Source organism: Variovorax sp. 770b2 (assembly GCF_900115685.1).
Taxonomy (GTDB): Bacteria; Pseudomonadota; Gammaproteobacteria; order Burkholderiales; family Burkholderiaceae_C; genus Variovorax.
The window spans coordinates 2,506,548-2,532,938 of the sequence record NZ_FOXJ01000001.1 but is presented as its reverse complement, the minus strand read 5'-3'; the positions used below and the strand labels follow the sequence as shown (position 1 = coordinate 2,532,938).

Genomic DNA, 26,391 nt, shown 5'->3' with positions numbered 1-26,391 from the left:
GGCGGGGTTGCGGGGCACCGTCGAGAATCCCCGCATGCCTCACGCCGTTTCCCTTCTTCGCGCCGCACGCCTCGCGCGAAGCGCCAAGCCCTTTCTTGCCCGCGGTGGTTTCAAGCGCGAGCGCTGTGCGGGCTGCCGGCTGCTGCCGAGCCACTGCATGTGCGCCTTGCGCCCGTCGGTGGCCACGCGCGCGGGCGTGTGCCTGCTCATGGCCGACATCGAGCCGCTCAAGCCGACCAACACGGGCTGGCTGATCGCCGATGTGGTGGCCGATACCTTTGCCTTCGGCTGGGCGCGCACGGAGACCGATCCCGCGCTGCTGACGCTGTTGAGCGATCCGCAGTGGCAACCGTATGTGGTGTTTCCGGGGCAGTACGCGGCGCCCGAGCGGGTGGTGCGCACTGTGCCGTCATCGCTCGAATCGCCCCTCGGCCCGCCCCTCGGATCGCCGCTCGAATCATCGGACGGTGCGATCGCCAAACGCCCGCTCTTCATCCTGCTCGATGGCACCTGGGGCGAGGCGCGCAAGATGTTCAGCAGAAGCCCCTACCTCGATGCGCTGCCGGTGCTGAGCCTGGAGCCCGAGCAGATATCCCAATACAAGCTGCGCCGCTCCGGCCGCGGCGATCACTTCTGCACCAGCGAGGTGGCGGCCCTGTGCATGCGTCTCGCGGGCGAACACCTCGCCGAGCAAACGCTGGAGGCGTATCTCGCGGTGTTCACGCACCACTACCTGCGCGCGAAGAACCAGCAGCCCATCGTGTGGGATGGCGAGGCGCACCAGCGTCTGCGCGAGGTTCAGCGCGAGGTCCAGCACGAGGCTCTGCGCGAGGTGCAGCGCCAGGAGAAGGCCGCTGCTACGGCGCCTGCCGCCCCATGAAGAACTCGACCGCGCGCCCCACCACCCACGGCACGATGACGTGGTCGCCATCGAAGGGCTGCAGCGTCAGGTCGTGGCCGCTTTCCAGCAGCCGCCGCGCATGCGGGTGCGCGCTGGTCTCGATGGGCAACTGGCTGTCCGCGCGGCCATGCGCGAGAAACACGCGCGGCTTGCCCGTCTGCGTGAAGGCGTTCATGAAGCCGGCCGACAGCCCGATCACGTGGCTGGCCACGTCGCCATTGGTCACGCCGAGCGACAGGGCGTAGCTGCCGCCGTCGGAGAAGCCGGCGAACGCCAGGCGCGCCGCGTCGATGCGGAAATGCTCCGCCACCCGCGACAACGCGCCGTCGAGCCGCTCCAGGTCGGGCCCATGCCCGCCGACCACGATGTCCCACGTCGGGTACATCGACTGCGGCGCCAGCAGCAGGAAGCGCTGCGCCCGCGCGTGCGCCACGAAGTGCGGCAGCACCCGGTTGGCCTCGCCGCCCGCGCCGTGGAACATCACGAGGAGCGGCACCGGCGCGTCGGCAGGCAAGCCCTCGGGCACCACCAGCACCGCCTCACGCCCTTCGGCGAACGAGAGGCCATGACGCCCCGGCGGCAGTTGCGGCGAAACGGGCAGGGCGCCCGGCCGGAAGGCGAGGCGGCCGGTAAGCGCGCCGCCGAGCAGGCTGGCGTCGATCATTCGTTCGCCTCCGGCTGCACGCTGGACTGCGACGACGCGCACGCGATGCCGCGGAACACCGCGCACTGCGCGAACGACTGCGTCGACAGCGGCAGGTCCTTCCGGCGGCAGTACTTGCTCGTGAGCTTGAGCAGCTCCTTGATGTCGCGGCCGCTCGCGCCGGCATAGTCCACCACCAGCCTGTCGATCACCGCGCCCGGCAGCGCCAGGCCCAGCTGTGCCGACAGCGTCGACCAGAGCCGGCGCGCATCGTCGGGGCCCGGCGGCTGGTAGTCGATGACGGCGATGCAGCGCGAGAGGATGGCCTCGTCGATGTCGCCCACGCGGTTGGTCGTCATGAAGAGCAGGCCGCTGAAGTATTCGAGCGTGCGCAAAAACTCCGCCACGATCGCGTTGTGCTGCAGGTCGTTGTCGCGCCGGCGGATGTACACGTCGGCCTCGTCCAGCAGCAGCACGCAGTCCCACCGCGCGGCGCGCTGCAGGATCTTGGTGAGGCTCGCCTCCACCGAGCTGGCCGTCACGCCCAGCTGCCCCGAGTGCACGCGGTACAGCGGCTTGCCGACCACCTCCGCATACACCTCGGCCGTGAGCGTCTTGCCCAGGCCCGGCGCGCCCTTGCACAGGATGGTGGTGCCGCCCGATTTGCCGGGCACCACGTCTTCCACCAGGAAGCAGCGGTCGGCCGTGAGGATGTCGATCAGGTCGCGGTGCGCCTGCGGCAGCACCAGCCGCTCGCGCAGGCCGGGCTGGTATTTGTAGTCCTGCACGTGCTGCGCGTGGACCCAGATGTTGCGGTGCCAATCGAGGTGGAACAGGTGCAGGTAGCAGTGCTGCGGAATGCGGTCGAAGCCGCTGGCGATGCCGCTCTCGCGCCAGTAGTGCGGATCGGCGGCCAGGTCGAAGCGGCGCTGCAGCAGCTCTTCGTCGTTCACGCAGCGTGCCGCCGCGCCTTCGGGCAGGCGGTGGTGCGCCATGTTCGCGCGCGGGCCTTCGCCCGCAGTCCACGCGCTGCCGCCGATGGTGAACTGCGCGCCGAACTGCGGCTGCAGCCGCGAGAAGGCGGCCACCTGCTTGTCGTACTCGCGCTTGAACTCGGGGCATTCCTTGTGAAAGCCGTGGTCCGCGAAGAGCCCGGCCAGCGTGCGGCCCGGCAGGTCTTCGGCATGGAAGCTCAGGCCCCAGGTCATGCCCGCGAAACGCAGGCGCGGCTCCGAAGGCGGCTCGCGGTTGGCCGCCTGCAGCGTGTTGGCCAGGAGGCCCACGAGCACGTAGGACTCGCCATCCGTCGGCTTTACGAGGCGCACCGTGTGCACCAGCCAGGGCAGCAGCACGCCGTCCTTGCCGCGCTGGTAGAGCCAGCCGTCGACCAGGTCGCGCTGCAGCCATTCGATCAACGCCGGCACCATCAACTCCAGGCTGGCGATGGGCCGCGCCTGCGGCTCGCCGTTGAGGTTGTCCAGCGCGAGCAGCTGAAACACCAGGTCGCGCGCGCCGGTGCCCATGCCCAGTTGAAAAAGCAGGTTGAGCGCGTGCCCGTCGAAATGGCGGCTGGAGACGATGCGCACACCGCTGCCGCCGCCATGCCCGCCCAGCTGAAGGCCCAGCGGCGACTGCGCGCCGACCTCGCCCTGCAGCGCGGCGGCCAGCATCTCCGGTATCTCGAGTTCCACGGTGTCTCCTCGTGTCGTCTTCGATGCTAGCCAGGGGGGAGGGGGTTGGCGCTTGACCTGGGTCAAGACTGGGAGATGCCAGCGCGGTGAATGCGGTGGCACCGTGTTCCAAGAGTGCGATTCGACCGCGCGTTGACTCATTGCTGCCTGGGGGTGCATCGCAGGGCAGAATCGGCGCAACGCTGGCAGATCACTCAGATCCGTCGATCGTCCTGCCCTCTCCGCTGATGAAACCTTGCTCAGATCAACACGAGGCCTTGAAATTGGAAGAAGCACAGCTGGCGTATTTCCTCGATCGCTATTCGAGGATGACCGACGAAGAGCTTTCGTATCTTCTCGTCACTCGTGGCGACAGCCTTTCGGAGGAGGCGGGTCACGCGCTTCGCACCGTTCTTGGCAGCCGTGATCCGGGCCGCTTTCAGAACGAATTGAAGGCAACGACCGCTGACGTAGGCGCGCAGGTTCAATACGCTGACGAGGAGATCAGAAAGAAGAAAAGGACCGCGCGGCACACGCGAACGGCGATTCGCTTCGCATCCTTGGCGCTGCTGGTCATCGGCCTGTTCACACTGCTGCTTGGGCGAACCGAGGGAGGCGTCGCACTCTGTGTCGCAGCCGTCGCGATATTTCTGTACTTCGAGTTTGACCGGTTGATCCGGCGCTTCATCGCTGCGCTCTTCGATCCGAACTCCCGGTGAAGCGGCCTCAAGCGGCTTGAAGTACCGGTTTCCGCTCCAACGACTCTTTTGAACAAGCTCGAATGAAGATCGTCGTCTACAACGCATGGCGCCAATACGCACTGTCCCGGGCGGAGGTCGAGATCATTCACGCGACGTTGCCGCGCTTGGCATGGGCGCGGGTCGCGCAGTTCCATCTGGCCCATTCGCATGATCGAGGTTGCGAGATGCTCGAGTTCGATGCCCGCAGCGGCATCGCGTACTTCATCGCCCCCATCGAGAACAAGACGCCTGTGCTGCGAGACGAAGCCATCCATGAACTCCTGGTTGGCCTGGCACGCGTCAAGGCGCGGTCTCGTTTCTTCACGCCATTGAAAGACGCGGAGCGTTCGCTGTACAGCGCGTTCGCCGACGAGTGGATGCAGCGATGCATCCACGCCATCGAGAAAAAGCCAGGCCGCGCAAGTGCGCCCTGACGCAGCCCCTCAGCTCTTCGCCCCCAACGCACTCAACACCGCCGCCGTCATCGCCCGCACCCCCGTCGTGATCGACGGCTCGGGCACCGGCGCGAAGTACGGCGAGTGATTGAACGGCAGCGGCTTGCCCCCAGGCTTCTGCGAATCCGCAACCTCTTTCGGATCGTTCACCCCGAGGAAGAAGAACATCGTCGGCACGCCCTCTATCGCGAACTCCGAGAAGTCTTCGCTCGCCGTGATCGGCGGCACCTGCACGACCTTCGAATCGCCCAGTTGCGCCTTCAGCGCCGCCACCGTGCGCTGCACCAGCGCCTGGTCGTTGATGACGGCCGCGTTGCCCTTGGACGGGTCCAGGCCGATCACCGGCTCGGGCGCGCCGGCCATCGCGGCCGTGGCCTTCGCGGTGCGGCGCACGCCCTCGATGAGCCCGTCGCGCACCTTCGGGTCGTAGCTGCGGATGGTGCCGCGCAGCAGCGCCTCGTCGGGGATGATGTTGCCGGCCGTGCCCGCCTGGATCGCACCGACCGTGACGACGCCGAATTCGCTCGGGTCCTTCTCGCGGCTCACCACGGCCTGCACGTCGGTCACGAAGTGCGCGGCCATCATGATCGGATCGATCGCCCGGTGCGGCGCGGAGCCGTGTCCGCCGCGGCCCTTGAAGACGATCTCCATGCTGTCCGATGCCGAGGTGATCGGCCCCGCGCGGTAGCCGACGTAGCCATAAGGCGATGCCGACGTATGCAGCGCGAAGGCGAAATCGGGCTTGGGAAAGCGCTTGTAGAGCCCCTCCGTGAGCATGCCCTTGGCACCGTCGCCTGCCTCCTCGGCGGGCTGCGCGATGAACACCAGCGTGCCCTTCCACTGGTCCTTGAGTGCGAGCAGCGTGCGCGCCGTGCCCGCCCAGCTGGCCATGTGGATGTCGTGGCCGCAGCTGTGCGCGACGAAGGTCTCCTTGCCCTGCCACAGGGCCTTGGCCTTGCTCGCGTAGGGCAGGCCGGTCTTCTCTTCCATCGGCAGCGCGTCGAGCTCGGTTCGCACCATCACGGTCGGGCCGGCGCCGTTGCGGTAGACCGCGACCACGCCCGTGCGGTTCACATGCTCGGTCACCTCGAAGCCGAGCGCGCGCATCTCGGCAGCCAGCTTGGCGGCGGTGCGCACCTCCTGGAATCCGAGCTCGGGATGCGCGTGGATGTCCTTGTAGAGCGCATCGAGTTGCGGGTACATCTCGCGCACCAGCGGTTCGATGCGCTGCGCGGAGGGCGTCGCGTTCTGCGCCATGGCCACCGGCACGGCCGCGCAGAAGAGGGACAGGCAGGACAGCGAGAGGGAAAGCTGGCGAAGAGAAAACATGAGAGGGCGTGTCTCCGGGAAGGGGTGTCGAACGGGGTGGCCGCGCGGCGCGTCGGTGCGAGCCTTTGTGTGCTGTTGCATGGCGAGCGCGAATCTAGGGAAAGTTTTGCCAGGCGTCCAATGCATTGTTCTATGCGCTGCAATAATTCGAATGCATGAATAAGCCACTTTCCACCATGACGTTCGTGCAGCTGCGGCACTTCCTGTCGGTGGCCGAGACGGGCTCTTTCACCCGCTCGGCCAAGGCGCTGTCGATCACCCAGCCGGCCTTGAGCCGCAGCATCCACGCGCTGGAGGGGGGCTTCCAGCGCGCGCTGTTCGACCGGGTGGGGCGGCGCAGCGAGCTCACGCACTTCGGGCGCGACATGCTCGAGCGCGTGCGCCACCTGGTCTGCGATGCGGACGATCTCGTGGCTGCCGCGCGGGGCCAGGGCAGCAACACCTTGCGGGTGGGGCTTGGCGCCGGTCCCGGCGCGTTGCTGGCAACGCCGCTGCTGGAGCGCATGGCCTACCTGGACGCACCGGTGCGCATCGACATCCTGCGCGGCGACACCGACCGCCTCCTGCAGGCGCTGCGGCAACGGGCGCTGGACGCAGTGGTGGTCGAGTTCCGCGCCGTGACGCCCAGCGTCGATCTGCGGATCGAACCGCTCGTGGAGATGCGCGGCGCGTTCATGTGCCGCCGCGGCCACCCGCTGGCCAGGAAGCGCGGGCCATTGAGTTTCCAGGACCTGCTGGCCTATCCGCTGACCTCGACCAGCCTCGGGCGCGATGTCATGCGCGCGATGGTCGATGCCTACGGCCCCGAGGCGCATCCCGACCAGTGCGTGACCTTGCGCTGCTCGGAGATATCGAACCTGGTGGAGCTCACACGCAACACGGATGCGGTTCTGCTGGCCGTGCGCGCGGTCGCGCCGGACCTGGTGGCGCTGCCGGTGCACCCGCCGCTGAGCGCCGCGCGCTTCGGGCTGGTCACGCTGGCCGGCCGGAGCGAAGCGCCGACGCTGCCGTTGTTGCGGGAGGTGATTGCCGAGCGGATGCGGAGCGACGAAAAGGCGCTTCCGAGGCGATCGCGAACGGCAGCCTGAAGGCGGGGCCTCCGCTCAGGCCTGCGCCACCCAGCCCCTGAAAGCCATGCCCGCATAGAACAAGCGGACGTTCGCAAAGCCCGCTTCCACCAGCAATTCTTCTTCCCGCTCCGGGCTGAGCAGCGGCAGCGTCGAGCCGATGGCGGATGCCGCCTTGCGCGCGTTCTGCGCATCGACGCCTGACGCCACCGCGAAGGCGACATAGCGCGAGAGCCACACCTCTCGCTCCTCTGGGGCTTGAGGAAAACTCAGATGCGCCATGACGAACGGCGCACCGGGTTTCAGGCGACGGTGGATTTCCATCAACGTCGACTTTCTTTCTTCGACGGGCACGAAGTGCATCGTCAGCAGGCAGGTCGCGGCATCGAACGGGCCGGTGGGGGCCGTGTCGGTATAGCCATGGTGCAACTGGACCCGCTCGGCCAGCGCACCGAGCGTTGCCGCCGCCAGGTCGAGCATGGGTTGCGACGGATCGACGCCGACGAAGCGCCATTGCGAGTGCGCTTGCGCCAACGCCTTCAACTCCATGCCGCCGCCGGCGCCGATGACCAGCACGTTCGCTGATTCGGGCGCGTGCTCTGCGACCAGCAGCGCGGCCATCGTTTGCAGATCATGAAGGCCGGGGACGATGCGGGCGGTTTTCTCTGCGTAGTCGTTGAGGGCCGAGGCGTTGCTGAAAGCGGTGTTGGGTTCGGACATGCGGGCAGTTTATGTGCCGGTCGGCGTCAGCACGAAAGCGCCTCCCGCAGCAGATGCCCGCCCCCCCCGGATCGCATGGATCTCCACCCCCGCACTCGCGCCGTCGCGCCTGGACCGCAGGCGCGAGAGAAGTTCAGGGCACGTCAACCGGCGCCGGCGTACCGCTCGCCGAAGGCCTGCTCTGCCAATCGTCGATGTAGCCCCTGGCCTTGGCTTCGAGTTGGACGATCATTTCAGCCGGATCGGAAATGGTGGCCGCCAGGACCAGCCGGCACCGATGGTCGCCGTCCCGGTGCAGGTCGGCGTGGCCGGAGATGCACTCGCCCTCCCGGACCACCGTCAACCGGATCACGATGTCCCAGGCGCGGTAGTTGATCCTGTGTTCTTCGCTCTGAATAGCCATGCAGTGCCGCCGTGACGAACCTGAGGTTGCGGCCGAGATTCATATCAAGCTGCCGGCTTCAGATGGAAAAATAATCACCCCCGGGTGAATCTATTCTCAAAGGGACCCCGTCGCAACGGAACAGCCTTACAGGCCAGAGGCGAGGCCCGCGAAGAGACGGACAACTGTCCGCAAGAAATTCCGGCAAGCGGCAATGCGCGGCCAGGGAAGGGTTTCTCCCCGGGCGTGCCACGTCCCGGGGCCTATGCTGGCTGCAGCCATCCGACGGACGGCAAAAGGGACTTCTTGGACACAGACCTGGGACTTGAATGCGGCCCGCTGCTGCCGGTCGGCTGGGCTTTCGAGCTTCGCCTGAGCCGGAACGCGGACGGCGATTTCGGCGGCATCGGCCTGCTGCAGCGCCACGGCGTGGACATGTGCCATCTCACCCTGGCCAGCCTCGCGAACGACCGCACCGAGGCCCTGCGGCGCGTGAGGTCGCGCGTCGAGTCGTGGATGACCGAATGGCAAGCCCGGTGAATCTCCAACGCTTTCCTGTCGCGCCCTGAGTCTCCCCGCCGATGAGGTACTGTGCAGGCCTGTGAACAATGCAACAGGCGGGCGATGAACCAACTCCTGGCCATGCGGGCTTTCGTGCGGGTCGTGGAAACCGGCTCCTTCAGCCGGACCTCCGACCAATTGGCGCTTCCGCGCTCGACCGTCAGCAAGCTGATTACCGATCTTGAAAAGCACCTGGGCATCAAATTGATGCAGCGGACCACGCGCGCGGTGGCGCCCACGTCCGACGGGCTGGCGTATTACGAACACGCTATGCGCTGGATTGCCGAAATGGATTCGGTGGAAAGCGCGGTGCGGGGCAACAAGCTCGAACCCAGTGGGCATTTGAGAATCGATGCGCCGGCCGCATTCGCGAGTGGCCTGCTGATTCCCGCATTGGCGGAATTTCATGGCAAATATCCCGATATCACCATTGCATTGGGAATCAGCGATCGTCCATTGAATATCGTGGAAGAGGGCGTGGATTGCGTCATCCGCGCTGGCAAGCTCGACGATATGGCGATGATCGGGCGAAAGGTGACCGAGCTGAATTACGTGACCTGCGCGTCGCCGGCCTATCTGGCCCGCAAGGGAATTCCGTCTTCTCCCGGCGATTTGCAATTGAATCACGCCGCAGCGTGTTATTTCTTTGCGGCCACCGGAAAGTCGGAACTATTGATTTTCGAGCGCGGCGCCGAGCGGTTCGAAATCGGGAATTGCGTATTCTCGACCAACGAAGGCAATGGCCTGAGGGAGATGCTGCTCGCCGGCCTGGGCGTCGGGCAGCATTTCAGGCGCATCGTCCAGCCTTCTATCGATGCCGGCGAATTGGTGCCGGTTCTGGAAGATTGGTCCAGGCCCGCCATGCCTTTCCATATTCTTTATCCGCCCAACCGGCACCAGAACGCCAGGTTGAAGGTATTCGTCGATTGGGTGATTCAAAAGTTCGGAAGCGATTTGCCTGTCACGGAATAATTGCAGTCACGCGAATTTCGATGCGCATGGCTGGATGCCCGAGAGCCTCGACACCCAATTCCGTCCAGATGGGCGCATGGTCCGGCATGTATTGGCGATAGAGCTTGGCCATCGTCTCATTGACCTCTGCAGGAAATCCACCCACGTGGTACGAATTGACGTGAACGACATCCGCCCAGCTGGCGCCAGCGGTCGCGAGCGTTCGCTCGACATTCTTGAATGCCTGCGCAATTTCATCTTCGAGCGATTCGGGGAATTGCAGGTCGTCATTCCAGCCGCCCTGGCCTGACGTTTCCACGCGATTGTCTATTTTGACGGCTTGCGAATAATGCAGGCTGTCCAGGAATTTGTTTCCATAGCCGGGAGTGACGAAGAATTCGGGTTTGCTCACTTTTATTTCCAATATCAATGGCATCAATCAGATGCCAATAATATGGGGGTGAGAAAAGAATAAACAGCCCGAATTCTTGCCATGACTGTCCATGTGTATGGACAGTCCGGGCCATCACCACTTCACGCGAACACCCAGCGAGCCGTTGATCGAGCTCTTGACCTTGGCATCGCCGCCCGAGGACCACAGCTTGCCGATTTCGCCGTAGAGGCTGGTCGTCTGGCCGAGCGCCAGCGTGAAGCCGCCGGCCAGCTCGGTGCTCGTGCCGCCGGTGGGCGCTGCGATGTCGGTGCGCGTCGCGCCGTTGAGGAAGCGCGCCACGTCGGTGCCGCTGGAGGTCTTGTAGACGTTGAAGCGGCCGTAAGGCTGCAGCGCGCCCATGGCGGTGTCGACCTGGCCCTTGACGCGAACGCCGGCGCGCGCGATCCAGCCGCTGTCGGCATCGGGCTGCACGACCGCGCCGAGGATGGCGGCGTCGCTCAGGTCCATGTGCTGGTGGATCAGTTGCAGTTGCGGTTCGATGCTCCAGCCGCTGGCGCCGAGTGCAAAGGCTTGGCCGACTTCAATGGACCCCAGCAAGCTGTTGCCCTTGCCACCGACGCCGCCGCCGAACATCGGCTCGACCGTGTAGCGATGACGGCCCGACTGCACCACGACGTCGGCGTACAGGCCGCTGTCGGCGGTGTAGGTGCCGTAGACGCCCACGTACTGGCTGCGCAGGTCGTTGCGGCCGGTGCGCAGGTTGCTCACGCCGCTGGCGAAGCCGTTGACGGTCGCATCGCCATCGAGCTGGCCGACATAGAGGCCGGCGCGCCAGTTCGGCGTGGCCAGGAGGTCGGTGCCGGCCTGGAAGCCCGTGAGGCGTCCCTTGCTCGTCGGCGACACGGTGCCGCCTTGCTGGATGTCGATGTCGGTCGAGAGCACGCGCGCCCAGGCGCGGCGGTCCGATCCGGTCGGGGTCGATGCCGTGCCCTTCACATCGTCATCGCCCACGCGCTTGCGCAGGTCGCCGAGCATCGCGAGATTGCCTTGGCGCAGCTGGCTCGGCAGCGCCGCGTAGAGCGAGGCTTCGGCGCGGTAGGTGATGACCGGAATGCCGGGCACGCCCGGCGTCGTTGGTGGCGTGACGGCGTTGGTGGTCGAGCGCAGGAACCAGTTCTCGCCCGCGCCGGTCGCATCGGCCGCGTACAGGCGGTATTCGTAGGCGCCGGCATCCACGTGGCCGCCGGCCAGCGCGAACGCATCTTTCGTCGTCTGCGCGGTGGTCGTCGCGCCGTTCTGTGCGGTGATCACTTCGATGCCGTTGCCACTCGTGAGCGCGCCCAGGCCGCCCAGGTTGGTGACCTGCACGCTGGTCTTGCCGGTGGCCGCGCCGCCGTCGATCACGAGCCGGTCCGAGGGGCCGGAGGCGTTCAGCGCGGTGCCGATCTTCAGCACACCGTTGTTGCCGACGTAGTTGCCGTTGACCGTCAACGTCGTGCCCGCGGTAGCGCCCACGAGCGAGACGGTGCCGCTGTTGGCCAGCGATGCGACCGCCTGGCTGAAGCCCGCGAGATCGAGCGTCGCGCCGGCTGCCACGTTGTGCGCCGACGCTGCGCTGAAGGCGTTGGCCGCGCCAGCGCGCAGCGTGCCCTGCGCCACATTCGTGGAGCCGCCGTAGGTGTTGGTCCCCGAGAGCGTGAGCGTGCCGCCGCCGGTCTTGGCAAGGCTCCCCGCGCCCGTGATGCCGCTGGACACCGCGAGGTTGGCATCGGCCTGGAAGGTGCCGCCGCCGGCGCCGAGCACCACGGTGCGCGCCGTCGCGAAATCGGCCGAGTTGCGCAGCGTGCCGCCGTCGAAATCGAGCGCGCCGGCTGCGTCGCCGAGGTTGGCGTCGCTGGACACCGACAGCACGCCGCCGTTCAGGAACGTGCCGCCCGTGTAGCTGTTGGCGCCGCCGAGCACGAGGGTGCCGCCGTTCACGGTCAGCGTGTTGCCGGCGAGGGTGCTGTCCAGCTGCACGGTGCCCGAGTTCATGACCACGGCGTTCATGCCGCCGATGGCGAAGGCCGCGCCGTGCACGAAGCTGCCCGCGCCGAGGTTGAAGTTGAGCGTGTCGGCACCGTCGCCGGAAATGCTGCCGTTGATCGCGCCGCCCGCGATGTTGAGCGTGTCGGTGCCGCCGCCCAGCAGCACGGCGCCGTTGAGCGTGCCGGCGGTGGTGATGGTCGCGTTGCCGTTGATTTCGTCGACGCCGTCGCGGTTGGCGTCGCCATCGCGCAGCGCGACGCCGGAGGCGCCGGCGTTGACGACGGCGCCCGCGCCGATGTTGACCGTGCCGCCGGCGGCGGCGGAGGTGTGGATCGCCGCGCCGAATCCGGCACCGCCGCCGACGGTGCCCCCGCTCACGTCCACCGCGTAGGTGCCGGCCTTGCTCGACGCGAAGATGCCATCCCCGTTGGCGCCGGTGGTGGCGACGGTGCCGCCCGTCATCTGCACCTGCGCCAGGCCCTTGCCGGTGGTGGTCGCCGCCAGTGCGCTCGACCCCACGGAGAAGATGGAACCGCCGTTCATGGCAATGCGTGCCGTACCCGTGTGGTTGGGGCCGGAGATCGACGCGATCGCGCCGGAACTGGACGCTTGTACCGAGCCCGCGTTGATCACGATGGTTGCGTTCCCGGTCCCGTTGGTGCCGGCCGTCTGCGCGCCGATCCCGCCGCCCCCGCTGATATTCACGATCTGCCCGCCGTTCAACGTCACCTGGGCATTGGCGCCCGAGGCGCCACCGTTTGCATTGACGGCGTTGGTGGCCGCGCCGGTCGAGATGATCGTTCCGTCGTCGATGTTGATGGCGGCAAACCCGCCGACCGCTTGGTTGACGACCGACACCGCCGTGCCGCTGGAGGTGATCGAGTTGACGTTCGTCACATTGACGGTCAGCTCGGGGGCTATCGGGCCGATGAGCGTTTGCAGCAGGACGCCTGTGCCTCTGACGACCATGGCCGCCTCGTCCAGGGTGAGCGTCAATCCGTTGGATGCGGCGTACGTGATTCCGAGGGGATAGCCCACGGCCGCGCAGGTGAGGGTGTCCTGCCCCGGGGCCTCCGCTCCGCACTCGTTGGCGGCACTTGCCATCTGCGGCGCCGCGGCGAGCAGGGCGACCGCAAGCGCCGTGGCCGACGATGCAAACAGGGGACGGGCGGCGGCTCGGCGTGGGACGTTCGAGCGTGGCTGCGCGGCGCGCGCGGTCCGCCTGTTTTCATTGAAGGTGGGCATGAAAATGTATTGACTTGTGACAAGAGATACGAAATCGTACAACTTGTCGCATGTCAAGGCGATGAGACATTTCCCCGAATTTGTCGCTGTTGGCAGGGCGAGACAGCGCCGATTGCTCCGCGGCGGCCAAGTTCTTACAACTTCCCGGCGCGAAGCCGCCATCCGCCGCAGCTAAAGTCCCGTCACCCGGTTGCGGACGGTCCGCGACCCTTTCCCGCCCCAGGGCTCCCCGGTTTTCCCGCTCGCCTTTCGCTCTTCCGCTCCTCCGCTCTTTCCGCACCTCCATGTCCAACCTCATCGTGCACGGCGGCACGCCGCTTCGCGGCCGCATCACCCCCTCCGCCAACAAGAACGCCGTGCTGCCGGTGCTCTGCGCCACCTTGCTCACCAACGAGCCGCTGCGATTGCTCGGCGTGCCCGACATCACCGACGTGCGCAAGATCCTGGACATCTTCCGCACCCTCGGAAGCGACGTGCAGATGGACCACGCCACCGGCACGCTCGCGCTGCACCACCGCGAGACCGCGTTCGACGCCGCGCTGCATCGCCTGCCCGAGGAGATGCGTTCGTCGATCATGCTGGTGCCGCCGCTGCTCGCGCGCTTTGGCGTGGCGCGGCTGGAAGACAACGTCAAGGGCTGCACGCTGGGCGTGCGCGAGATCGATCCGCACGTGGAGGTGTTCCAGCGCTTCGGCGGCAAGGTGGAGCGCACCGAGGGGTCGCTGCTGGTGCGCAGCGCCGGGCGCCTCGTGCCCACCGACCACTGGCTGGACTACGCCTCGGTCACCACCACCGAGAACTTCGTGCTGTGCGCGGCCGCGGCCGACGGCACCTCCACGCTCACCAACGCCGCCTCGGAGCCGCACGTGCAGGAGTTCTGCCGCTTCATGGCGATGATCGGCGTGCGCATCGAGGGCATCGGCACCTCGCGCGTGACGGTGCATGGCGGCAGCGCACTCACGGGCGGCGAGTTCCGCTTCGACGAAGACTTCCACGAGATCACGACGTTCCTCGCGCTCGGCGCCATCACAAACGGCGACGTGATCGTGCGCAACAGCGCGCCCTCGAACTTTCCGCTGCTGGACCGCACCTTCGCCAAATTCGGCGTGCGCATCGAGCATGCGGACGGCTGGTCGCGCGCCATCCGCACCGGTCCGCTGAAGGTGCAGACGCCGTTCACGAGCAACGTGCTCACCAAGGTCGAGGCGGCGCCGTGGCCCTACTTTCCGGTGGACCTGCTGCCCATCTTCATTGCGCTGGGCGTGCGCGCCGAGGGCAACGCGATGTTCTGGAACAAGGTGTACGACGGCGCACTGGGCTGGACGGGCGAGCTCTCCAAGTTCGGCGCGCACGTGTTCTCGTCGGACCCGCACCGGCTCATCACCTTCGGCGGCAATCCGCTGACGCCGGCGGTGGTCGAGAGCCCGTACATCATCCGCGTGGCGATCGCGCTCTTCATGGTGGCCGCGAGCATCGAAGGGCGTTCGGAAATCCGCAACGCGACGCCGATCCGCCGCGCGCATCCGCGCTTCGTGGAGAACCTGCGCAGCCTGGGCGTGCAGGTGGAGTGGACGAGCGAAGAGTGAGCCGGGGAGAGGGCGCGAGGCGGCTTGCACGCTGCCATTGCTGCCGCATGGGTTTCAACAACAAGCATCGAGGGAGGGAGAGATTGTGATCGTTTCGGTATCGAACAAGCCCAAGTGGCTGCTCAGCCAGGTCGGGCAGCTGGTGTTGATGGTCGGGCTGGCCTCGCTGGTCTTCAACTACGCGTACCGGTTCCTGGTGGACCGGACGATCAATTCGCCGCTGTTCTATGCGGCGACGATCGGGCTGGGGCTCGTGCTTGTCGTGCTGCTTCGCCGCGACTATCTCTTCGCGTCGAAGTTCGAGTTCACCCCGGAGCGCATCGTCGTGCGCACGGCGCTGGGTTTTGCCAAGACCTTCGACGCCCAGCAATTCAAGTTCGTGCCGAACCTGCACAAGACGATCAGCCTCTCCGAGTCGAAGGCGACGCTGTCGTTCTACGTGCAGAACCGCGCGACGGGGCGCAACGTGCGCAACTACGCCTGGACGGGGTTCTCCGCGGAAGACTTTCGCGCCGCGTGCCGCCTGTATGGCTACAAGGACGAGACGGATTTCAAGCTGAAGGATTTCGGCGCGCCGCGCTGAGCGCGGCTTGCATCGGGGCGCGCAAGCGTCCGACATCGCGCGCGGCCCGAAGCGGTCACGCTGGCGTCCCTGGATCGATGAATCAAGGAGAACGCCGACATGAATGCCCACTTGGCCCGTCGTGACCGCTTCGATATCGACGGCTGCGGCGTCTCCACCATCGTGGCCGGCGACCGCCGCAACCCGGCGGTCTTGCTCCTGCATGGCTTCCCGAATTCCGCGCGCACGTTCGAGCGCCTCGCCACGCACCTGTCGGACACATGCTTCGTGATCGCGCCCGACATGCCCGGTTCCGGCGCGACCGATCTCATCGCCGAGCCCAGTTTTACGCGCTTCGCCGACCTCGTCGAAGGCCTGCTCGAAAAGCTCGGCGTCGCGAGCGTGTTTCTCTACGTGCACGACTACGGCGCGCCCGTCGCGCTCGACCTGGCGATGCGCGATCCGCGCCGCGTGCGCGGCCTGATCGTGCAGAACGCCAACGCGCACGCCACCGGCTGGGGGCCGGCGTGGAAGGACACCATCGACTACTGGCATGCGCCTTCGAAAGAGAACGAGAAGGCCGCCACCGCCCATCTCACTTTCGAGGGCGTGTGCTACCAGTACATCGGCGACATCCCGGAGGACATCGCCGCACGCATCTCCCCGGACGACTGGGACGAGGACTGGCGCATGTTGAGCCGCCCCGGTCACCTGGACGTGCAGCGCGCGCTGGTGAAGGACTACGGCAACTACGCCGCGCGCTTCGATGACATCAGCCGGTACCTGCGCGAGCACCAACCGCCAGCGCTCATGCTCTGGGGCCGGCACGACAGCTTCTTCGACTGCGCCGAAATCGTCTCGTGGCTGCAGGACCTGCCGCGCATGGAAGCGCATGTGCTCGACGGACCGCACCTGTTGCTGGAGACACATGGCGAACGCTGCGCGGCGCTGATCGCAGATTTCGTGACGCGAACTTGATCCCCGGTGACGGCACCGTCCTACGCTTTTCGTCGGCCATCGCGACGCCGTCGTCGCGCGTGCCTGCAGAGACTGGGCCATTCGCAGACTTCCACGGGGCCATGCACATGAAGAGCGAACCGAAGGTGGGCGACAAGGTCGCCTGGAGCACCTCCCAGGGAAAGACCACGGGCGTGGTGACCCGCAAGGTGACGGGCACCGCGAGCGTGAAGGGGCACACCGCCAAGGCGACGAAGGCCCATCCCGAGTTCGAGGTCAAGAGCGGCAAGTCGGGCAAGAAGGCGATCCACAAGGCAGGTGCGCTTCAGAAAAATGGCTAGCGCACGCACTCCCGCCACGGCCGATGCGGACGTTGTGCGCGCGTTCAAGCGCGCGGTCAACATGTCGCCGCGGCAGCTGGGCGACTGGCTCGACACCGACGACTCCCGCGCCGTCGGCTTCAAGGGCGCAGAGGGCGGCGAGTCGGTCGGCCATCGCTCGGGGCGGCGCATCGTGCGCCTGCTCGCGAAGGCCCGCGGCGAGTTCACCGCCGGCGACATCGCGCACATGCGCAAGGTGGTCGGCTACGTCAAGCGCCACCTGGCCCAGCGGCCCGAGGGCGACGTGACCGAGACGCCGTGGCGCTACTCGTTGATGAACTGGGGGCATGATCCCAAGCATGCGTCGGGCAAGTGAGCCGCGTGATCGCCGTGCCTTGCGATGACCCCGCGGGCGCAGCGCCGCCCGGCTTGGCGGGACAATCGCGGCATCCGATCAAGAAGGAGCACCCGAATGGCCACGCTGCAGCAGATTCTCGGCACCGAACTTCCCCTCATCCAGGCGCCGATGGCCGGCATCCAGGTCAGCGCGATGGCCATCGCGGTGAGCAACGCAGGCGGGCTCGGCTCGCTGCCCTGCGCGATGCTGAGCCCCGACGTGATGCGCAGCGAACTCGCGGCCATCCGCGCGGGCACCGACAGGCCCTACAACGTCAACTTCTTCTGCCACACGCCGCCCGTGCCGAGCACCGAGCGCGAGGCCACGTGGCGCGCTGCGCTGGCGCCGTACTACGCCGAATTCGGCATCGATGCGGCGAGCATTCCCACTGGCCCGGGGCGCAATCCCTTCAGCGCCGAGGTGGCCGATCTGCTGGCCGAGTTCAAGCCGCCGGTGGTGAGCTTTCATTTCGGTTTGCCGCCCGCGGAACTGCTCGCGCGGGTGCATGGCTGGGGCGCGAAGGTGCTGGCTTCTGCCACCACGGTCGAAGAGGCGCTGTGGCTCGAAGCGCATGGCGCCGATGCGGTGATTGCGCAGGGGCTCGAGGCAGGCGGCCATCGCGGGCACTTCCTCTCGCACGACTTGACCAAGCAGCTCGGCACCTTCGCCTTGCTGCCGCAGTTGGTGCGCGCGGTGAAGGTGCCGGTGATCGCGGCCGGCGGCATCGCCGATGCGAGCGGCGTGGCCGCGGCCATGGCCCTGGGCGCCGCGGGCGTGCAGGTGGGCACCGCCTACATGCTGACGCCCGAGGCCACGACCAGCGCGATCCACCGCGCGGCGCTCAAGAGCGAAGCCGCCCGCCACACCGCGCTCACCAATCTCTTCACCGGCCGGCCGGCGCGCGGCATCGTCAATCGCGTGATGCGCGAGCTGGGGCCCATCGGCGCCGCGGCGCCCGAGTTTCCGCTCGCCACTTCGGGCATCGCGCCGCTGCGCGCCAAGGCCGAGGCGAAGGGCAGCGGCGACTTCTCCCCGCTCTGGTCGGGGCAGAACGCCGCCGGCTGCCGCGAGGTGTCGTCGGCCGAAGTCACGCGCGCGCTCGCGCAAGGTTTTCACGCATCCCTCTGAACCACTTCATGACCCAGCTCCATCTCCCCCTCAAGTTTCTCGAACACAGCGCACAGGCCAGCGTCCGCGAGCCCTGGCTGCTGGTGCTGATGCACGGCGTCGGCAGCAACGAGCAGGACCTGTTCGGCCTCGCGCGGCTGATGCCGCCGCAGTTCCACGTGCTGAGCCTGCGCGCGCCGTATGTGCTGTCGCCCGATGCCTATGCATGGTTCGAGTTCGAGGTGCTGCCCAACGGCGAGCGCCACATCGACGAAGAGCAGGAACGCGAGAGCCGCTTCCTGGTCGGCGAGATGATCGACTCGGCCGCGCAGCAACTGGGCGTGCCGCCCGAGCGCATCGTGGTGGGGGGCTTCAGCCAGGGCGGGATCATGGCGCTGTCGCTCCTGCTCACGCAGCCCGCGAAGCTGCGCGCCGCGCTGGTGTGGCACAGCCGGCTGCTGGCGCAGGTGGTGCCGCACATCGCGCCCGCCGAGGCCTTCGAGGGCAAGGCGCTGTGGGTGAGCCACGGCAGCGCCGACAACGTGATTCCACCGGGTGCGGCGCAGGCCACGCGTGAGCTTGCGCGCACGCTGCCGCTGGCGCTGTCGGGCTCCGACTTTCCGGGCGCGCACGAGATCCGTCCGGCCGAGCTGCAGGGCACGCTCGCGTGGCTGCAGTCGCTCAGCGCGCCGGCCTGAAACTTCGCGCGGACGGGCACCTCGGCTCGCAACGCGTCACAAGGCGTTACGAGCTTGTGGCGTGACGGCGCGCCGATTGATGCAACATCGGCCGACCTGTTGCATCACACAGCCTTCAGCAAAAAGGAACGTGCCGCCATGACCGACAACCCATCCTCGGACTCCCCAGGCTCCCGGGACGCCCCCGAATTCAGACCCCGCCGCGAGACGCCGATCGGCATGCTCGTCGTCATCGGCCTCGTGGTGCTGGCGGCCGCGTTCTTCGGCTGGCGCTGGTACCAGCAGCAACAGCAAAAGCCCCCCGAGCCCGCGCCGGTGGCCGCCGCGCCGAACGACGGCCCCGCGCCGGCGCCCGCCGCGGAGCCCACGGGCCCGCAGAACCCCGTCGATGCGCTCGCGCCGCCCGATGCCGCGCTGCCGGCGCTGGCGGAATCCGATTCGCGCGTGATGAAGGCGTTGAGCGAGCTCCTCGGCGGCAAGAACGCCTCGGCCTACCTGCGCCCGGACGGCATCGTGCGGCGCTTCGTGGCCACGGTCGACAACCTCGCGCGCGAGCAGGCGCCCGCCAGCGCCTGGCCGGTGCAGCCCACGGGGCAGCGCTTCATCACCGACGGGCCGCAGCAGGGCGGCACGCAGACCATCGCCGCGAACAATGCGGCGCGCTACAACGGCATCGTGCTGCTCGCCGAGACGGTCGATCCGGCCAAGGCGGCGACGGTGTACGCCAAGCTCTATCCGCTGTTCCAGAAGGCGTATGAAGAGCTGGGCTTTCCGGGCCGCTACTTCAACGACCGGCTCATCGCGGTGATCGATCACCTGCTGCAGGCGCCCGAGCCCGGCGGCCCGGTGCAGGTGCGGCTGGTCGAGGTGAAGGGCGACGTGCCTTCGCAGCGGCCGTGGGTGCGCTACGAGTACGTCGACGCGAAGCTGGAGGCGATGTCCTCGGGCCAGAAGATCATGGTGCGCATGGGGCCGGAGAACGAGCGCAAGGTGAAGGCCAGCCTGCGCGGTTTCCGCCAGCAGATTGCCACGGGCGAACTGGCCAAGAAGAAGCAGCCCTGAAGCAGAGGGCAAGAGAGGGGCCGTGAGCCCCGATCCGGCGCGCCGTGTAGGCGCGGGCCGATTGCGCGCGGCGCCGGGGCCGGGGACTATCTGTTCTCAAATTTCGAGGACAAGCATATGAACCCGATGAGCGTCGACCTCTACCAGAGTGCCACCGATCCGGAGAAATTCCTCGCGCTGCCTGCGGGCGTCGATCCCGCGGAGCTCATGGGCCCGATGACCTTCGACCGCGACTACGCGCAGGTCAAGCGGTACCAGGAGGCTTTCGAATTCAATCCGTCCGAGACCTACGCGGGCGTGAATGCCGCGAAGATCGCGGCGGACATCCTCACCGTGAAGTGGTCGATGTACCGTCGCGAAGGCTGACCGGCAGGAACTGTAGAAAGCGCCGCGGCGCCCGCGCGTTCAGCCTCGGGCCCCTTCGGTTTCCTCGTACTCGCCCACCGGCACGCAGCTGCAGAACAGGTTGCGGTCGCCGTAGACGTTGTCCACGCGGCCGATCGGCGGCCAGTACTTGGCCTTCTTGAGTTCGGCCAGCGGGAAGGCGCCGAGTTCGCGCGCGTACGGGTGGTCCCATTCGGTGCCCAGCAGGCTGGCCGCGGTGTGCGGTGCGTGCTTGAGCGGGTTGTCTTCCTGGGGCCACACGCCTTCCTCGATGCGGCGGATCTCGCCGCGGATCGCGATCATCGCGTCGATGAAGCGGTCCAGTTCGGCCAGCGGTTCGCTCTCGGTCGGCTCGACCATCAGCGTGCCGGGCACGGGGAAGCTCAGCGTGGGGGCGTGGAAGCCGTAGTCGATGAGGCGCTTGGCAACGTCCTCGGCGGTGACGCCGCTCGTGTCCTTCAACGGGCGCAGGTCGAGGATGCACTCGTGCGCGACGTGCCCGTTGGGGCTCGCGTACAGCGTGGGGTAGTGGTCCTTCAGGCGCGCGCTGATGTAGTTGGCGCTGAGGATGGCGGTTTCGGTCGCGGCCTGCAGGCCCTTGGCGCCCATCATGCGGCAGTACATCCAGCTGATAGGCAGCACGGCCGCGTTGCCCAGCGGCGCGGCCGACACGGCGCCCACGCCGTTCGATGCGACGCCGGCCGTCGCATGGCCCGGCAGGTAGGGCACCAGGTCTTCGACCACGCACACCGGACCCACGCCCGGCCCGCCGCCGCCGTGCGGGATGCAGAAAGTCTTGTGCAGGTTCAGGTGGCTCACGTCGCCGCCGAATTCGCCCGGCGCGGCCACGCCGACCAGCGCGTTCATGTTGGCGCCGTCGACGTACACGCGGCCGCCGTGTTCGTGCACGAGCTCGCAGAGCTCTTTCACGCGCGTCTCGAACACGCCGTGCGTGCTGGGGTAGGTGATCATCACCGCGGCCAGCTTGTCGCTGTGCTTCTCGCAGGCGCGCTTCAAGTCATCCATGTCGACGTTGCCTTGCGCGTCGCAGGCCGTCACCACCACCTGCAGGCCGACCATTTGCGCGCTCGCGGGGTTGGTGCCGTGCGCCGACGAGGGAATCAGGCAGATGTTGCGGTGGCCCTGGCCCTTGGCTTCGTGGAACGACCTGATGGCCAGGAGGCCCGCGTACTCGCCCTGCGAGCCCGCGTTGGGCTGCAGGCTGATGCCCGCGTAGCCGGTCGCCTCGCAGAGCCACGCGCGCAGTTGCGCGTCGAGCTGCGCGTAGCCCAGCTGCTGTTCGGCGGGCGCGAAGGGGTGGATGTTCGCGAACTCGGGCCAAGTGATGGGGATCATCTCGCTGGTCGCGTTGAGCTTCATGGTGCAGCTGCCCAGAGGGATCATGCTGCGGTCCAGCGCAAGGTCCTTGTCCGAGAGGCTGCGGATGTAGCGCAGCATCGCGGTCTCGCTCTTGTGGGTGTTGAACACCGGGTGCGTGAGGAAGGCGCTCGCGCGGCGCAGGTCTTCGGGAATGAGCGGCGTCGTGTGGGCGGCCAGGTCGTCGAAGCGCGGCATCGGCGTGCCGCTGGGCCCGAACAGGGCCCAGAGCGTTTCGATGTCGGCGCGCGTGGTGGTCTCGTCCAGCGAGATGCCCAGGTGCTGCTGCAGCCGCTGGCGCAGGTTGACGCCGCCGGCTTGCGCGCGCTCGATGATCGCGGCGGTGTCGTCGCCGGTGCGGATCGTGAGCGAGTCGAACGCGGTGGTGTTGACCGGCTCGCGGCCCATCTGCGACAGGCCCTTCGAGAGGATGGCCGTGAGCGCCGCCACGCGCTGCGCGATGCGCGTGAGCCCATCGGGCCCGTGGTACACGGCGTACATGCTGGCCACCACGGCCGGCAGCACCTGCGCGGTACAGATGTTGGAGGTGGCCTTCTCGCGGCGGATGTGCTGCTCGCGCGTCTGCAGCGCGAGGCGGTAGGCGGGCTGGCCGTGGCTGTCGACGCTCACGCCCACGAGGCGCCCCGGCAGCGAGCGCTTGAACGAATCGCGGCAGGCCAGGTACGCGGCGTGCGGGCCGCCGTTGCACAGCGGCATGCCGAAGCGCTGCGTAGTGCCGCAGACGATGTCGGCGTCCCATTCGCCGGGCGGCGCGAGCAGCGTGAGCGCGAGCAGGTCGGCCGCCACGCAGAAGGCGGCGTCGCATTGATGGGCGTGGCCCGCGAGCGGGCGCAGGTCGTGCACGTGGCCGGTGGTGGCGGGGTACTGCGCGAGCACGCCGAAGAATTCGCAGCTGGCCATCAGGTGCGGCAGCGTCTCGGAGACGGTGCTCACCTTGACCTGGATGCCCAGCGGCGCGGCGCGCGTCCTGATGACCTCGATGGTCTGCGGATGGCAGTCGCCCGACACCAGGAACACGTTGCTCTTGCTCTTGACGCTGCGCTTGGCCAGCGTCATCGCCTCGGCCGCGGCCGTGGCTTCGTCCAGCATCGACGCATTGGCGATGGCCATGCCCGTGAGGTCGCACACCATCGTCTGGAAGTTGAGCAGAGCCTCCATGCGGCCCTGCGAAATCTCGGCCTGGTAGGGCGTGTAGGCGGTGTACCAGGCGGGGTTCTCCAGCACGTTGCGCAGGATGACGCCCGGCGTGTGCGTGCCGTAGTAGCCCTGGCCGATGAAGTTCCTGAACACCTTGTTCTTGGACGCCATCGCCTTCAGCTCGGCCAGTGCATCGGCCTCGGTCACCGGGGCCGGCAGGCGCATCGGCTTTGCACGGCGGATGGCCGCGGGCACGATGCCGTCGATGAGCTCCGCCCGCGTTGCCGAGCCGATCACCGGCAGCATGCGCGCCTCGTCCGCCGCATCGATGCCGATGTGGCGGGCGAGGAATTCTTCGGCGTTCTCTAGTTCTTGCAAAGAGGGAAGGGCGGGAATCGGCATGGCGGTGATATCGGCGTAAAAAAAGAAGAGAGGCTCAGCGGTCGCCGCCGGGCCGCCCCAAGGCGGGCCGCGCCTTCCCCATGGGGAAGGGCGAGGCACACGAAGTGGCAAGCCGAGGGGCAAGCATTTTCAGGATTCGGCGGCGAACTTGTCGTAGGTGGCAGCGTCGAGCAGCGCGTCGAGTTGCGCGGGCTCGCTCAGCTTGACCTTGAAGAACCAGCCGGTGGCCAGCGGGTCGGTGTTGGCGAGCGAAGGGTCGGCGCGCAGCGCTTCGTTCACTTCGGTGATCTCGCCCGAGACGGGCATGAACACGTCGGCCGCGGCCTTCACCGATTCGACGACACCGGCGACTTCGCCCTGCGCGAAGGTCTTGCCGACTTCGGGCAGGTCGACGAACACGACGTCGCCCAGCGCGTCCTGCGCGTGCACGGTGATGCCGACGGTGGCGGCGCCGCCTTCGGCCGAGACCCACTCGTGGTCCTTGGTGTACTTGATGCTCATGGGGAAACTCCTCGTGGAAAAAATGATGATCGGGGGAATCGAGGCCCGGAGCCTAGCCGCGGTAGTAGCGAGTCGGCACAAAGGGCATGGTCGAGACTTCCATCGGCACCGGCTTGCCGCGCACGATGGCCTGCACGCGCGTGCCGGGCTCCGAGAAAGCGGTGGCCACGTAGCCCATCGCGACGCAGCGGTCGGCGCTCGGGCCGAGCAGGCCGCTCGTGACGATGCCGATGTCCTGCCCTTCGAAGGATTGCAGCACCGTGCCGTCGCGCACCGGAATGCGCTCCAGCGCCACGAGGCCGACGCGCTTGCGCTTCAAGGTGTCGTGGTCGGTGTGGCCCGCGGCGCCGACGGCCGCGGCCGTGAGTTGGGCAAGGATCTTGGCCGCGCCCGGAAAGCCGCCTTCGCGCGCGCCGCCCGTGCGGCGCACCTTCTGCATCGCCCAGTTGAGCGAAGCCTCGACCGGCGTGGTGGTGGTGTCGATGTCGTTGCCGTAGAGGCACAGGCCCGCTTCGAGCCGCAGCGAGTTGCGGGCGCCGAGGCCAATGGGCTTGACCTCGGGCTGGGCCAGCAGCAGGCGGGCGAGGGCGTCGGCGTCCTTGCCGGCCACGGAAATTTCGAAGCCGTCTTCGCCCGTGTAGCCGCTGCGGGTGACGAAGGCGGCGATGCCGCCGATCTGCACCGCACCGCCCGTCATGAACACGAAGCGCTCGATGCCGGGCGACAGGCGCGCCAGCGTGGCCGCGGCCTGCGGGCCTTGCAGCGCGAGGAGGGCGTGGTCGGGCAGCGGCTGCACCTCGCAGCGCGCGCCGATCTTCTGCTGGATGTGCGCGATGTCGTCGACCTTGCAGGCGCCGTTCACGATCACGAAGAGCGAGCCGTGGCCTTCGTTGAAGAACATCAGGTCGTCCAGGATGCCGCCCTCGTCGTTCAGCAGGAGGCCGTAGCGCTGCTTGCCGGCGGGCAGGTCGATCACGTCGACGGGCATCAGGGTTTCGAAGGCAGCGGCTGCGTCGGGGCCGACGAGGCGCAGCTGGCCCATGTGGGAAATATCGAAGAGGCCTGCCGCATCGCGCGTGTGCTTGTGCTCGGCCATGAGGCCCGCGGGGTACTGCACGGGCATGGAATAGCCCGCGAAGGGCACCATGCGGGCGCCGAGCTCCACGTGGAGGTCGTGCAGCGGCGTCTTGAGAAGTTGGGTGCCTGGGGCACCTGGGATACCTGCGGTATCGGAAGCGGAAGAAGCAGCCACGGGGCACTCCAAAGGGGCAGTCGAAATCCATGGCTGCAACGCCATGGGCCACCCCTGCTGTCCGCTTTACCTGAGAGATTCGCCCCACGATCGGGGTTTGCTCCTTCGGTGGGCCGGTGCAATGCATGCCTGCAACGGCCTCTCTCCAGCAAGGAAACGCCGGTGTGCACCGGCGTCTTGTCAGTCCTTTTGCCTGAGCGTTCGGGGGTTCCCTGCGCCTTCGGCGGCCCCGTCGCGCGGGGCTCTCTCCTGACCCCGCCGAGTGTAGTGGATCGAGCGGGCCCAGAACGCGTGGGGTCAGTGCACGATTTCGGCTGGCGGCAGCAGCCGCTCGATGCGCTCGCGCAGCGATTCGGCCCGCTCCACACCCGCCGTCTTCTCGATCTCGCTGAGCATCAGCGCGGCGATGGTCAGCATCGCCTCGCGGTCGCGGGCCTCGCGCAGGGCGTCGCGCATCTGCAGGGCGAACTTGGGATCGCGGCGCACGAACATGCGCTCGCAGATGTCGAACAGGAACATCCGCGTGGTGGCCAGCGAGCGCTTGCCGTCGAAGTTGTCGGCGGTGGCGGTGAGCTGGATCGGTTCCGCCGCGGGCATCGGCGTGGGCGGCGCGGCGGGGGCAGCAGCCGCTGCAGTTGCCATCGCCTGGGCCTTGGCCGCGGCCACCGCCTGCGCATCCTGCAGATACCCCTTGCTCACCAGCGCCTGGATCGCCTGCTCCGCCTCGATGCGGTTCGCGAACAGCGGGCTGAAGTCGGTCAGCGAGCGCCGGCCGTCGGCCATCAGCAGCAGCGCGCGTTCACGCTGGCTGAGCGTGCGCTGCCCCGCCTGGAGTTCGTCGCGTGCCTTGTCGGTCTTGGTGGGAAACATGGCGGCCACAGCTTTCGAAAGATCGAAGGCTGCAGCATCGTTGCAGGCGGTGACATCTTCATGAACCTGTTTGACTTACAGGAAGAATCACCGCCGCCGCGCTGTCGGACGCTCGAATCTTCAGGCGCCGGTGCTTTCCTTGCGGATGAGCCACTTGTCGCCCACGCGCTGCAGCTCCAGGGTCTTGCGGTCGGTGCTCTTGAGCTTGTCGGCGCTGTAGAGCTGCTTGAAGCGCGCGCTCGCGGTCTGGCCGCTGACGCTGATGACCAGGTCGTCCACCGTCACGCTGATCGCCGACTTGTTCGCGATGCGGGTGCGCCGCTCGGCTTCCCAGCGCTTCCTGTCCTGCTTCCTGGCGGGCGTGAAGTCGGGGGCGTAGGCCGCGAGGTAGCGATCCACGTCGCGCGCGGACCAGGCCGCGGCCCAGGCGCGCACGGCGGTTTCGACTTCGGCGATGCCGGCGGAGGGTGCTGCTGCAGCAGCGGCCGCAGGCGTCGGCGTGGGGGCGGGAGCTGCAGCCGCTGCAGGTGCCGATGCGGCCGATGCGGGTGGCGATGCGGAAGGCGCAGCGGCCAGTGCGGCCGTGGACAGCAGCCCTGCGGCGAGCAGGCAGATGACGAGTCGGTTCATGGAGCGGTTCCCTCGGGTGTCGGTTGTTGGCGTGGCGCCGAT

27 protein-coding genes and 2 riboswitches are annotated in these 26,391 nt (G+C 67.6%); of the genes, 15 read left to right on the top strand and 12 right to left on the bottom strand.

Features of this window, described 5'->3' with window-relative positions:
• Positions 1-34: 34 nt before the first annotated feature.
• On the top strand, positions 35-880 hold the full coding sequence (locus BM133_RS11595; RefSeq protein ID WP_093433836.1) for a tRNA-uridine aminocarboxypropyltransferase: 846 nt from the start codon (positions 35-37) through the stop codon (positions 878-880).
• Here BM133_RS11595 and BM133_RS11590 read toward each other — a convergent pair.
• Positions 858-1,565 carry an alpha/beta hydrolase gene (locus BM133_RS11590; RefSeq protein WP_093433834.1) on the bottom strand — a complete coding sequence of 236 codons (708 nt, stop codon included), beginning with the start codon at positions 1,563-1,565 and terminating at the stop codon, positions 858-860. The genes BM133_RS11595 and BM133_RS11590 overlap by 23 nt on opposite strands.
• Positions 1,562-3,235 carry an ATP-binding protein gene (locus BM133_RS11585; protein WP_177224785.1) on the bottom strand — a complete coding sequence of 558 codons (1,674 nt, stop codon included), beginning with the start codon at positions 3,233-3,235 and terminating at the stop codon, positions 1,562-1,564. The genes BM133_RS11590 and BM133_RS11585 overlap by 4 nt, the downstream gene beginning before the upstream one ends.
• Before the next feature lie 263 nt (positions 3,236-3,498).
• Here BM133_RS11585 and BM133_RS11580 point away from each other — a divergent pair, with 263 nt between their 5' ends.
• Both BM133_RS11580 and BM133_RS11575 read left to right on the top strand, forming a co-directional pair.
• Positions 3,499-3,933, top strand: coding sequence for a hypothetical protein (locus tag BM133_RS11580; protein ID WP_218158358.1), 435 nt, complete (start codon positions 3,499-3,501; stop codon positions 3,931-3,933).
• Between the two features lie 62 nt (positions 3,934-3,995).
• The gene (locus BM133_RS11575; protein WP_093433830.1) at positions 3,996-4,388 is read left to right on the top strand and encodes a hypothetical protein; all 393 of its coding nucleotides are present in this window, start codon (positions 3,996-3,998) and stop codon (positions 4,386-4,388) included.
• A gap of 9 nt (positions 4,389-4,397) precedes the next feature.
• Here BM133_RS11575 and BM133_RS11570 read toward each other — a convergent pair whose 3' ends face one another.
• Complete coding sequence (locus BM133_RS11570) at positions 4,398-5,738, bottom strand: amidohydrolase (RefSeq protein WP_093433828.1); 1,341 nt, start codon at positions 5,736-5,738, stop codon at positions 4,398-4,400.
• 155 nt (positions 5,739-5,893) lie between these two features.
• On the opposite strand from BM133_RS11570, the gene BM133_RS11565 reads away from it, so the two are divergent.
• The gene (locus BM133_RS11565) at positions 5,894-6,826 is read left to right on the top strand and encodes a LysR family transcriptional regulator (RefSeq protein WP_256219147.1); all 933 of its coding nucleotides are present in this window, start codon (positions 5,894-5,896) and stop codon (positions 6,824-6,826) included.
• 15 nt (positions 6,827-6,841) lie between these two features.
• Here the strand turns inward: BM133_RS11565 and BM133_RS11560 are convergent, their stop codons facing one another.
• Entirely contained in the window at positions 6,842-7,426 is a 585-nt protein-coding gene (locus BM133_RS11560) for a class I SAM-dependent methyltransferase (RefSeq protein WP_256219146.1), read from the bottom strand.
• A gap of 232 nt (positions 7,427-7,658) precedes the next feature.
• Positions 7,659-7,928 carry a hypothetical protein gene (locus BM133_RS11555; protein ID WP_093433822.1) on the bottom strand — a complete coding sequence of 90 codons (270 nt, stop codon included), beginning with the start codon at positions 7,926-7,928 and terminating at the stop codon, positions 7,659-7,661.
• Positions 7,929-8,213: 285 nt separating this feature from the next.
• Between BM133_RS11555 and BM133_RS11550 the strand changes: the two genes are divergently transcribed.
• Positions 8,214-8,447 (top strand): hypothetical protein, encoded by a 234-nt coding sequence (locus tag BM133_RS11550; protein ID WP_093433820.1) that lies wholly within the window; start codon positions 8,214-8,216, stop codon positions 8,445-8,447.
• Between the two features lie 84 nt (positions 8,448-8,531).
• Positions 8,532-9,440, top strand: coding sequence for a LysR family transcriptional regulator (locus BM133_RS11545; protein WP_093433818.1), 909 nt, complete (start codon positions 8,532-8,534; stop codon positions 9,438-9,440).
• Here BM133_RS11545 and BM133_RS11540 read toward each other — a convergent pair.
• Both BM133_RS11540 and BM133_RS11535 read right to left on the bottom strand, forming a co-directional pair.
• Entirely contained in the window at positions 9,430-9,831 is a 402-nt protein-coding gene (locus BM133_RS11540) for a RidA family protein (protein WP_093435271.1), read from the bottom strand. The two genes, BM133_RS11545 and BM133_RS11540, sit on opposite strands and share 11 nt — an antisense overlap.
• Positions 9,832-9,945: 114 nt before the next feature.
• Positions 9,946-12,945, bottom strand: coding sequence for an autotransporter family protein (locus BM133_RS11535; protein ID WP_256219145.1), 3,000 nt, complete (start codon positions 12,943-12,945; stop codon positions 9,946-9,948).
• A 425-nt stretch (positions 12,946-13,370) separates the two neighbouring features.
• On the opposite strand from BM133_RS11535, the gene BM133_RS11530 reads away from it, so the two are divergent.
• The 9 genes from BM133_RS11530 (at position 13,371) to BM133_RS11490 (ending at position 20,141) form a co-directional block, all read left to right on the top strand.
• Positions 13,371-14,672, top strand: a complete 1,302-nt coding sequence (locus BM133_RS11530) for a UDP-N-acetylglucosamine 1-carboxyvinyltransferase (protein WP_093433814.1) — start codon at positions 13,371-13,373, stop codon at positions 14,670-14,672.
• Between the two features lie 85 nt (positions 14,673-14,757).
• Entirely contained in the window at positions 14,758-15,255 is a 498-nt protein-coding gene (locus BM133_RS11525) for a hypothetical protein (RefSeq protein WP_256219144.1), read from the top strand.
• Between the two features lie 99 nt (positions 15,256-15,354).
• A complete protein-coding gene (locus tag BM133_RS11520) occupies positions 15,355-16,212 on the top strand; it encodes an alpha/beta fold hydrolase (protein ID WP_093433812.1) in 858 nt (285 codons plus the stop codon).
• Positions 16,213-16,319: 107 nt separating this feature from the next.
• Positions 16,320-16,532, top strand: a complete 213-nt coding sequence (locus tag BM133_RS11515) for a hypervirulence associated TUDOR domain-containing protein (RefSeq protein ID WP_093435267.1) — start codon at positions 16,320-16,322, stop codon at positions 16,530-16,532.
• A complete protein-coding gene (locus BM133_RS11510; RefSeq protein WP_093433810.1) occupies positions 16,525-16,887 on the top strand; it encodes a DUF3140 domain-containing protein in 363 nt (120 codons plus the stop codon). Before BM133_RS11515 ends, BM133_RS11510 begins: the two co-directional genes overlap by 8 nt.
• Before the next feature lie 96 nt (positions 16,888-16,983).
• The gene (locus BM133_RS11505; RefSeq protein ID WP_093433808.1) at positions 16,984-18,036 is read left to right on the top strand and encodes an NAD(P)H-dependent flavin oxidoreductase; all 1,053 of its coding nucleotides are present in this window, start codon (positions 16,984-16,986) and stop codon (positions 18,034-18,036) included.
• Between the two features lie 8 nt (positions 18,037-18,044).
• A complete protein-coding gene (locus BM133_RS11500; RefSeq protein ID WP_093433806.1) occupies positions 18,045-18,713 on the top strand; it encodes an alpha/beta hydrolase in 669 nt (222 codons plus the stop codon).
• 138 nt (positions 18,714-18,851) lie between these two features.
• Positions 18,852-19,775, top strand: a complete 924-nt coding sequence (locus BM133_RS11495; RefSeq protein ID WP_093433804.1) for a DUF3014 domain-containing protein — start codon at positions 18,852-18,854, stop codon at positions 19,773-19,775.
• Positions 19,776-19,892: 117 nt separating this feature from the next.
• Complete coding sequence (locus BM133_RS11490) at positions 19,893-20,141, top strand: hypothetical protein (RefSeq protein WP_093433802.1); 249 nt, start codon at positions 19,893-19,895, stop codon at positions 20,139-20,141.
• A 39-nt stretch (positions 20,142-20,180) separates the two neighbouring features.
• Here the strand turns inward: BM133_RS11490 and gcvP are convergent, their stop codons facing one another.
• From gcvP to BM133_RS11465, 5 genes are all read right to left on the bottom strand, one after another.
• The gene (gene gcvP, locus BM133_RS11485) at positions 20,181-23,096 is read right to left on the bottom strand and encodes an aminomethyl-transferring glycine dehydrogenase (protein ID WP_093433800.1); all 2,916 of its coding nucleotides are present in this window, start codon (positions 23,094-23,096) and stop codon (positions 20,181-20,183) included.
• A 129-nt stretch (positions 23,097-23,225) separates the two neighbouring features.
• Positions 23,226-23,597, bottom strand: a complete 372-nt coding sequence (gcvH, locus tag BM133_RS11480; RefSeq protein ID WP_093433797.1) for a glycine cleavage system protein GcvH — start codon at positions 23,595-23,597, stop codon at positions 23,226-23,228.
• Between the two features lie 52 nt (positions 23,598-23,649).
• A complete protein-coding gene (gene gcvT / locus BM133_RS11475; protein ID WP_371286319.1) occupies positions 23,650-24,849 on the bottom strand; it encodes a glycine cleavage system aminomethyltransferase GcvT in 1,200 nt (399 codons plus the stop codon).
• 47 nt (positions 24,850-24,896) lie between these two features.
• A riboswitch (glycine riboswitch) is annotated at positions 24,897-25,008 on the bottom strand.
• Between the two features lie 20 nt (positions 25,009-25,028).
• Positions 25,029-25,103: riboswitch (glycine riboswitch) on the bottom strand.
• A 43-nt stretch (positions 25,104-25,146) separates the two neighbouring features.
• Complete coding sequence (locus BM133_RS11470) at positions 25,147-25,719, bottom strand: hypothetical protein (RefSeq protein ID WP_093433795.1); 573 nt, start codon at positions 25,717-25,719, stop codon at positions 25,147-25,149.
• Positions 25,720-25,839: 120 nt separating this feature from the next.
• Positions 25,840-26,349: a L,D-transpeptidase Cds6 family protein gene (locus BM133_RS11465; protein ID WP_256219140.1), complete on the bottom strand. Its 510-nt coding sequence runs from the start codon at positions 26,347-26,349 to the stop codon at positions 25,840-25,842.
• Positions 26,350-26,391 lie beyond the last annotated feature (42 nt).

Excerpts from the sequence above, each read along its gene's own strand:
- BM133_RS11595 (WP_093433836.1), top strand. The coding sequence starts at position 35 with ATGCCTCACGCCGTTTCCCTTCTTCGCGCCGCACGCCTCGCGCGAAGC.
- BM133_RS11590 (WP_093433834.1), bottom strand. The coding sequence starts at position 1,565 with ATGATCGACGCCAGCCTGCTCGGCGGCGCGCTTACCGGCCGCCTCGCC.
- BM133_RS11575 (WP_093433830.1), top strand. The coding sequence starts at position 3,996 with ATGAAGATCGTCGTCTACAACGCATGGCGCCAATACGCACTGTCCCGG.
- BM133_RS11570 (WP_093433828.1), bottom strand. The coding sequence starts at position 5,738 with ATGTTTTCTCTTCGCCAGCTTTCCCTCTCGCTGTCCTGCCTGTCCCTC.
- BM133_RS11565 (WP_256219147.1), top strand. The coding sequence starts at position 5,894 with ATGAATAAGCCACTTTCCACCATGACGTTCGTGCAGCTGCGGCACTTC.
- BM133_RS11560 (WP_256219146.1), bottom strand. The coding sequence starts at position 7,426 with ATGGCCGCGCTGCTGGTCGCAGAGCACGCGCCCGAATCAGCGAACGTG.
- BM133_RS11555 (WP_093433822.1), bottom strand. The coding sequence starts at position 7,928 with ATGGCTATTCAGAGCGAAGAACACAGGATCAACTACCGCGCCTGGGAC.
- BM133_RS11545 (WP_093433818.1), top strand. The coding sequence starts at position 8,532 with ATGAACCAACTCCTGGCCATGCGGGCTTTCGTGCGGGTCGTGGAAACC.
- BM133_RS11535 (WP_256219145.1), bottom strand. The coding sequence starts at position 12,945 with ATGGCAAGTGCCGCCAACGAGTGCGGAGCGGAGGCCCCGGGGCAGGAC.
- BM133_RS11530 (WP_093433814.1), top strand. The coding sequence starts at position 13,371 with ATGTCCAACCTCATCGTGCACGGCGGCACGCCGCTTCGCGGCCGCATC.
- BM133_RS11520 (WP_093433812.1), top strand. The coding sequence starts at position 15,355 with ATGAATGCCCACTTGGCCCGTCGTGACCGCTTCGATATCGACGGCTGC.
- BM133_RS11515 (WP_093435267.1), top strand. The coding sequence starts at position 16,320 with ATGAAGAGCGAACCGAAGGTGGGCGACAAGGTCGCCTGGAGCACCTCC.
- BM133_RS11510 (WP_093433810.1), top strand. The coding sequence starts at position 16,525 with ATGGCTAGCGCACGCACTCCCGCCACGGCCGATGCGGACGTTGTGCGC.
- BM133_RS11505 (WP_093433808.1), top strand. The coding sequence starts at position 16,984 with ATGGCCACGCTGCAGCAGATTCTCGGCACCGAACTTCCCCTCATCCAG.
- BM133_RS11500 (WP_093433806.1), top strand. The coding sequence starts at position 18,045 with ATGACCCAGCTCCATCTCCCCCTCAAGTTTCTCGAACACAGCGCACAG.
- BM133_RS11495 (WP_093433804.1), top strand. The coding sequence starts at position 18,852 with ATGACCGACAACCCATCCTCGGACTCCCCAGGCTCCCGGGACGCCCCC.
- BM133_RS11490 (WP_093433802.1), top strand. The coding sequence starts at position 19,893 with ATGAACCCGATGAGCGTCGACCTCTACCAGAGTGCCACCGATCCGGAG.
- gcvP (WP_093433800.1), bottom strand. The coding sequence starts at position 23,096 with ATGCCGATTCCCGCCCTTCCCTCTTTGCAAGAACTAGAGAACGCCGAA.
- gcvH (WP_093433797.1), bottom strand. The coding sequence starts at position 23,597 with ATGAGCATCAAGTACACCAAGGACCACGAGTGGGTCTCGGCCGAAGGC.
- BM133_RS11470 (WP_093433795.1), bottom strand. The coding sequence starts at position 25,719 with ATGTTTCCCACCAAGACCGACAAGGCACGCGACGAACTCCAGGCGGGG.
- BM133_RS11465 (WP_256219140.1), bottom strand. The coding sequence starts at position 26,349 with ATGAACCGACTCGTCATCTGCCTGCTCGCCGCAGGGCTGCTGTCCACG.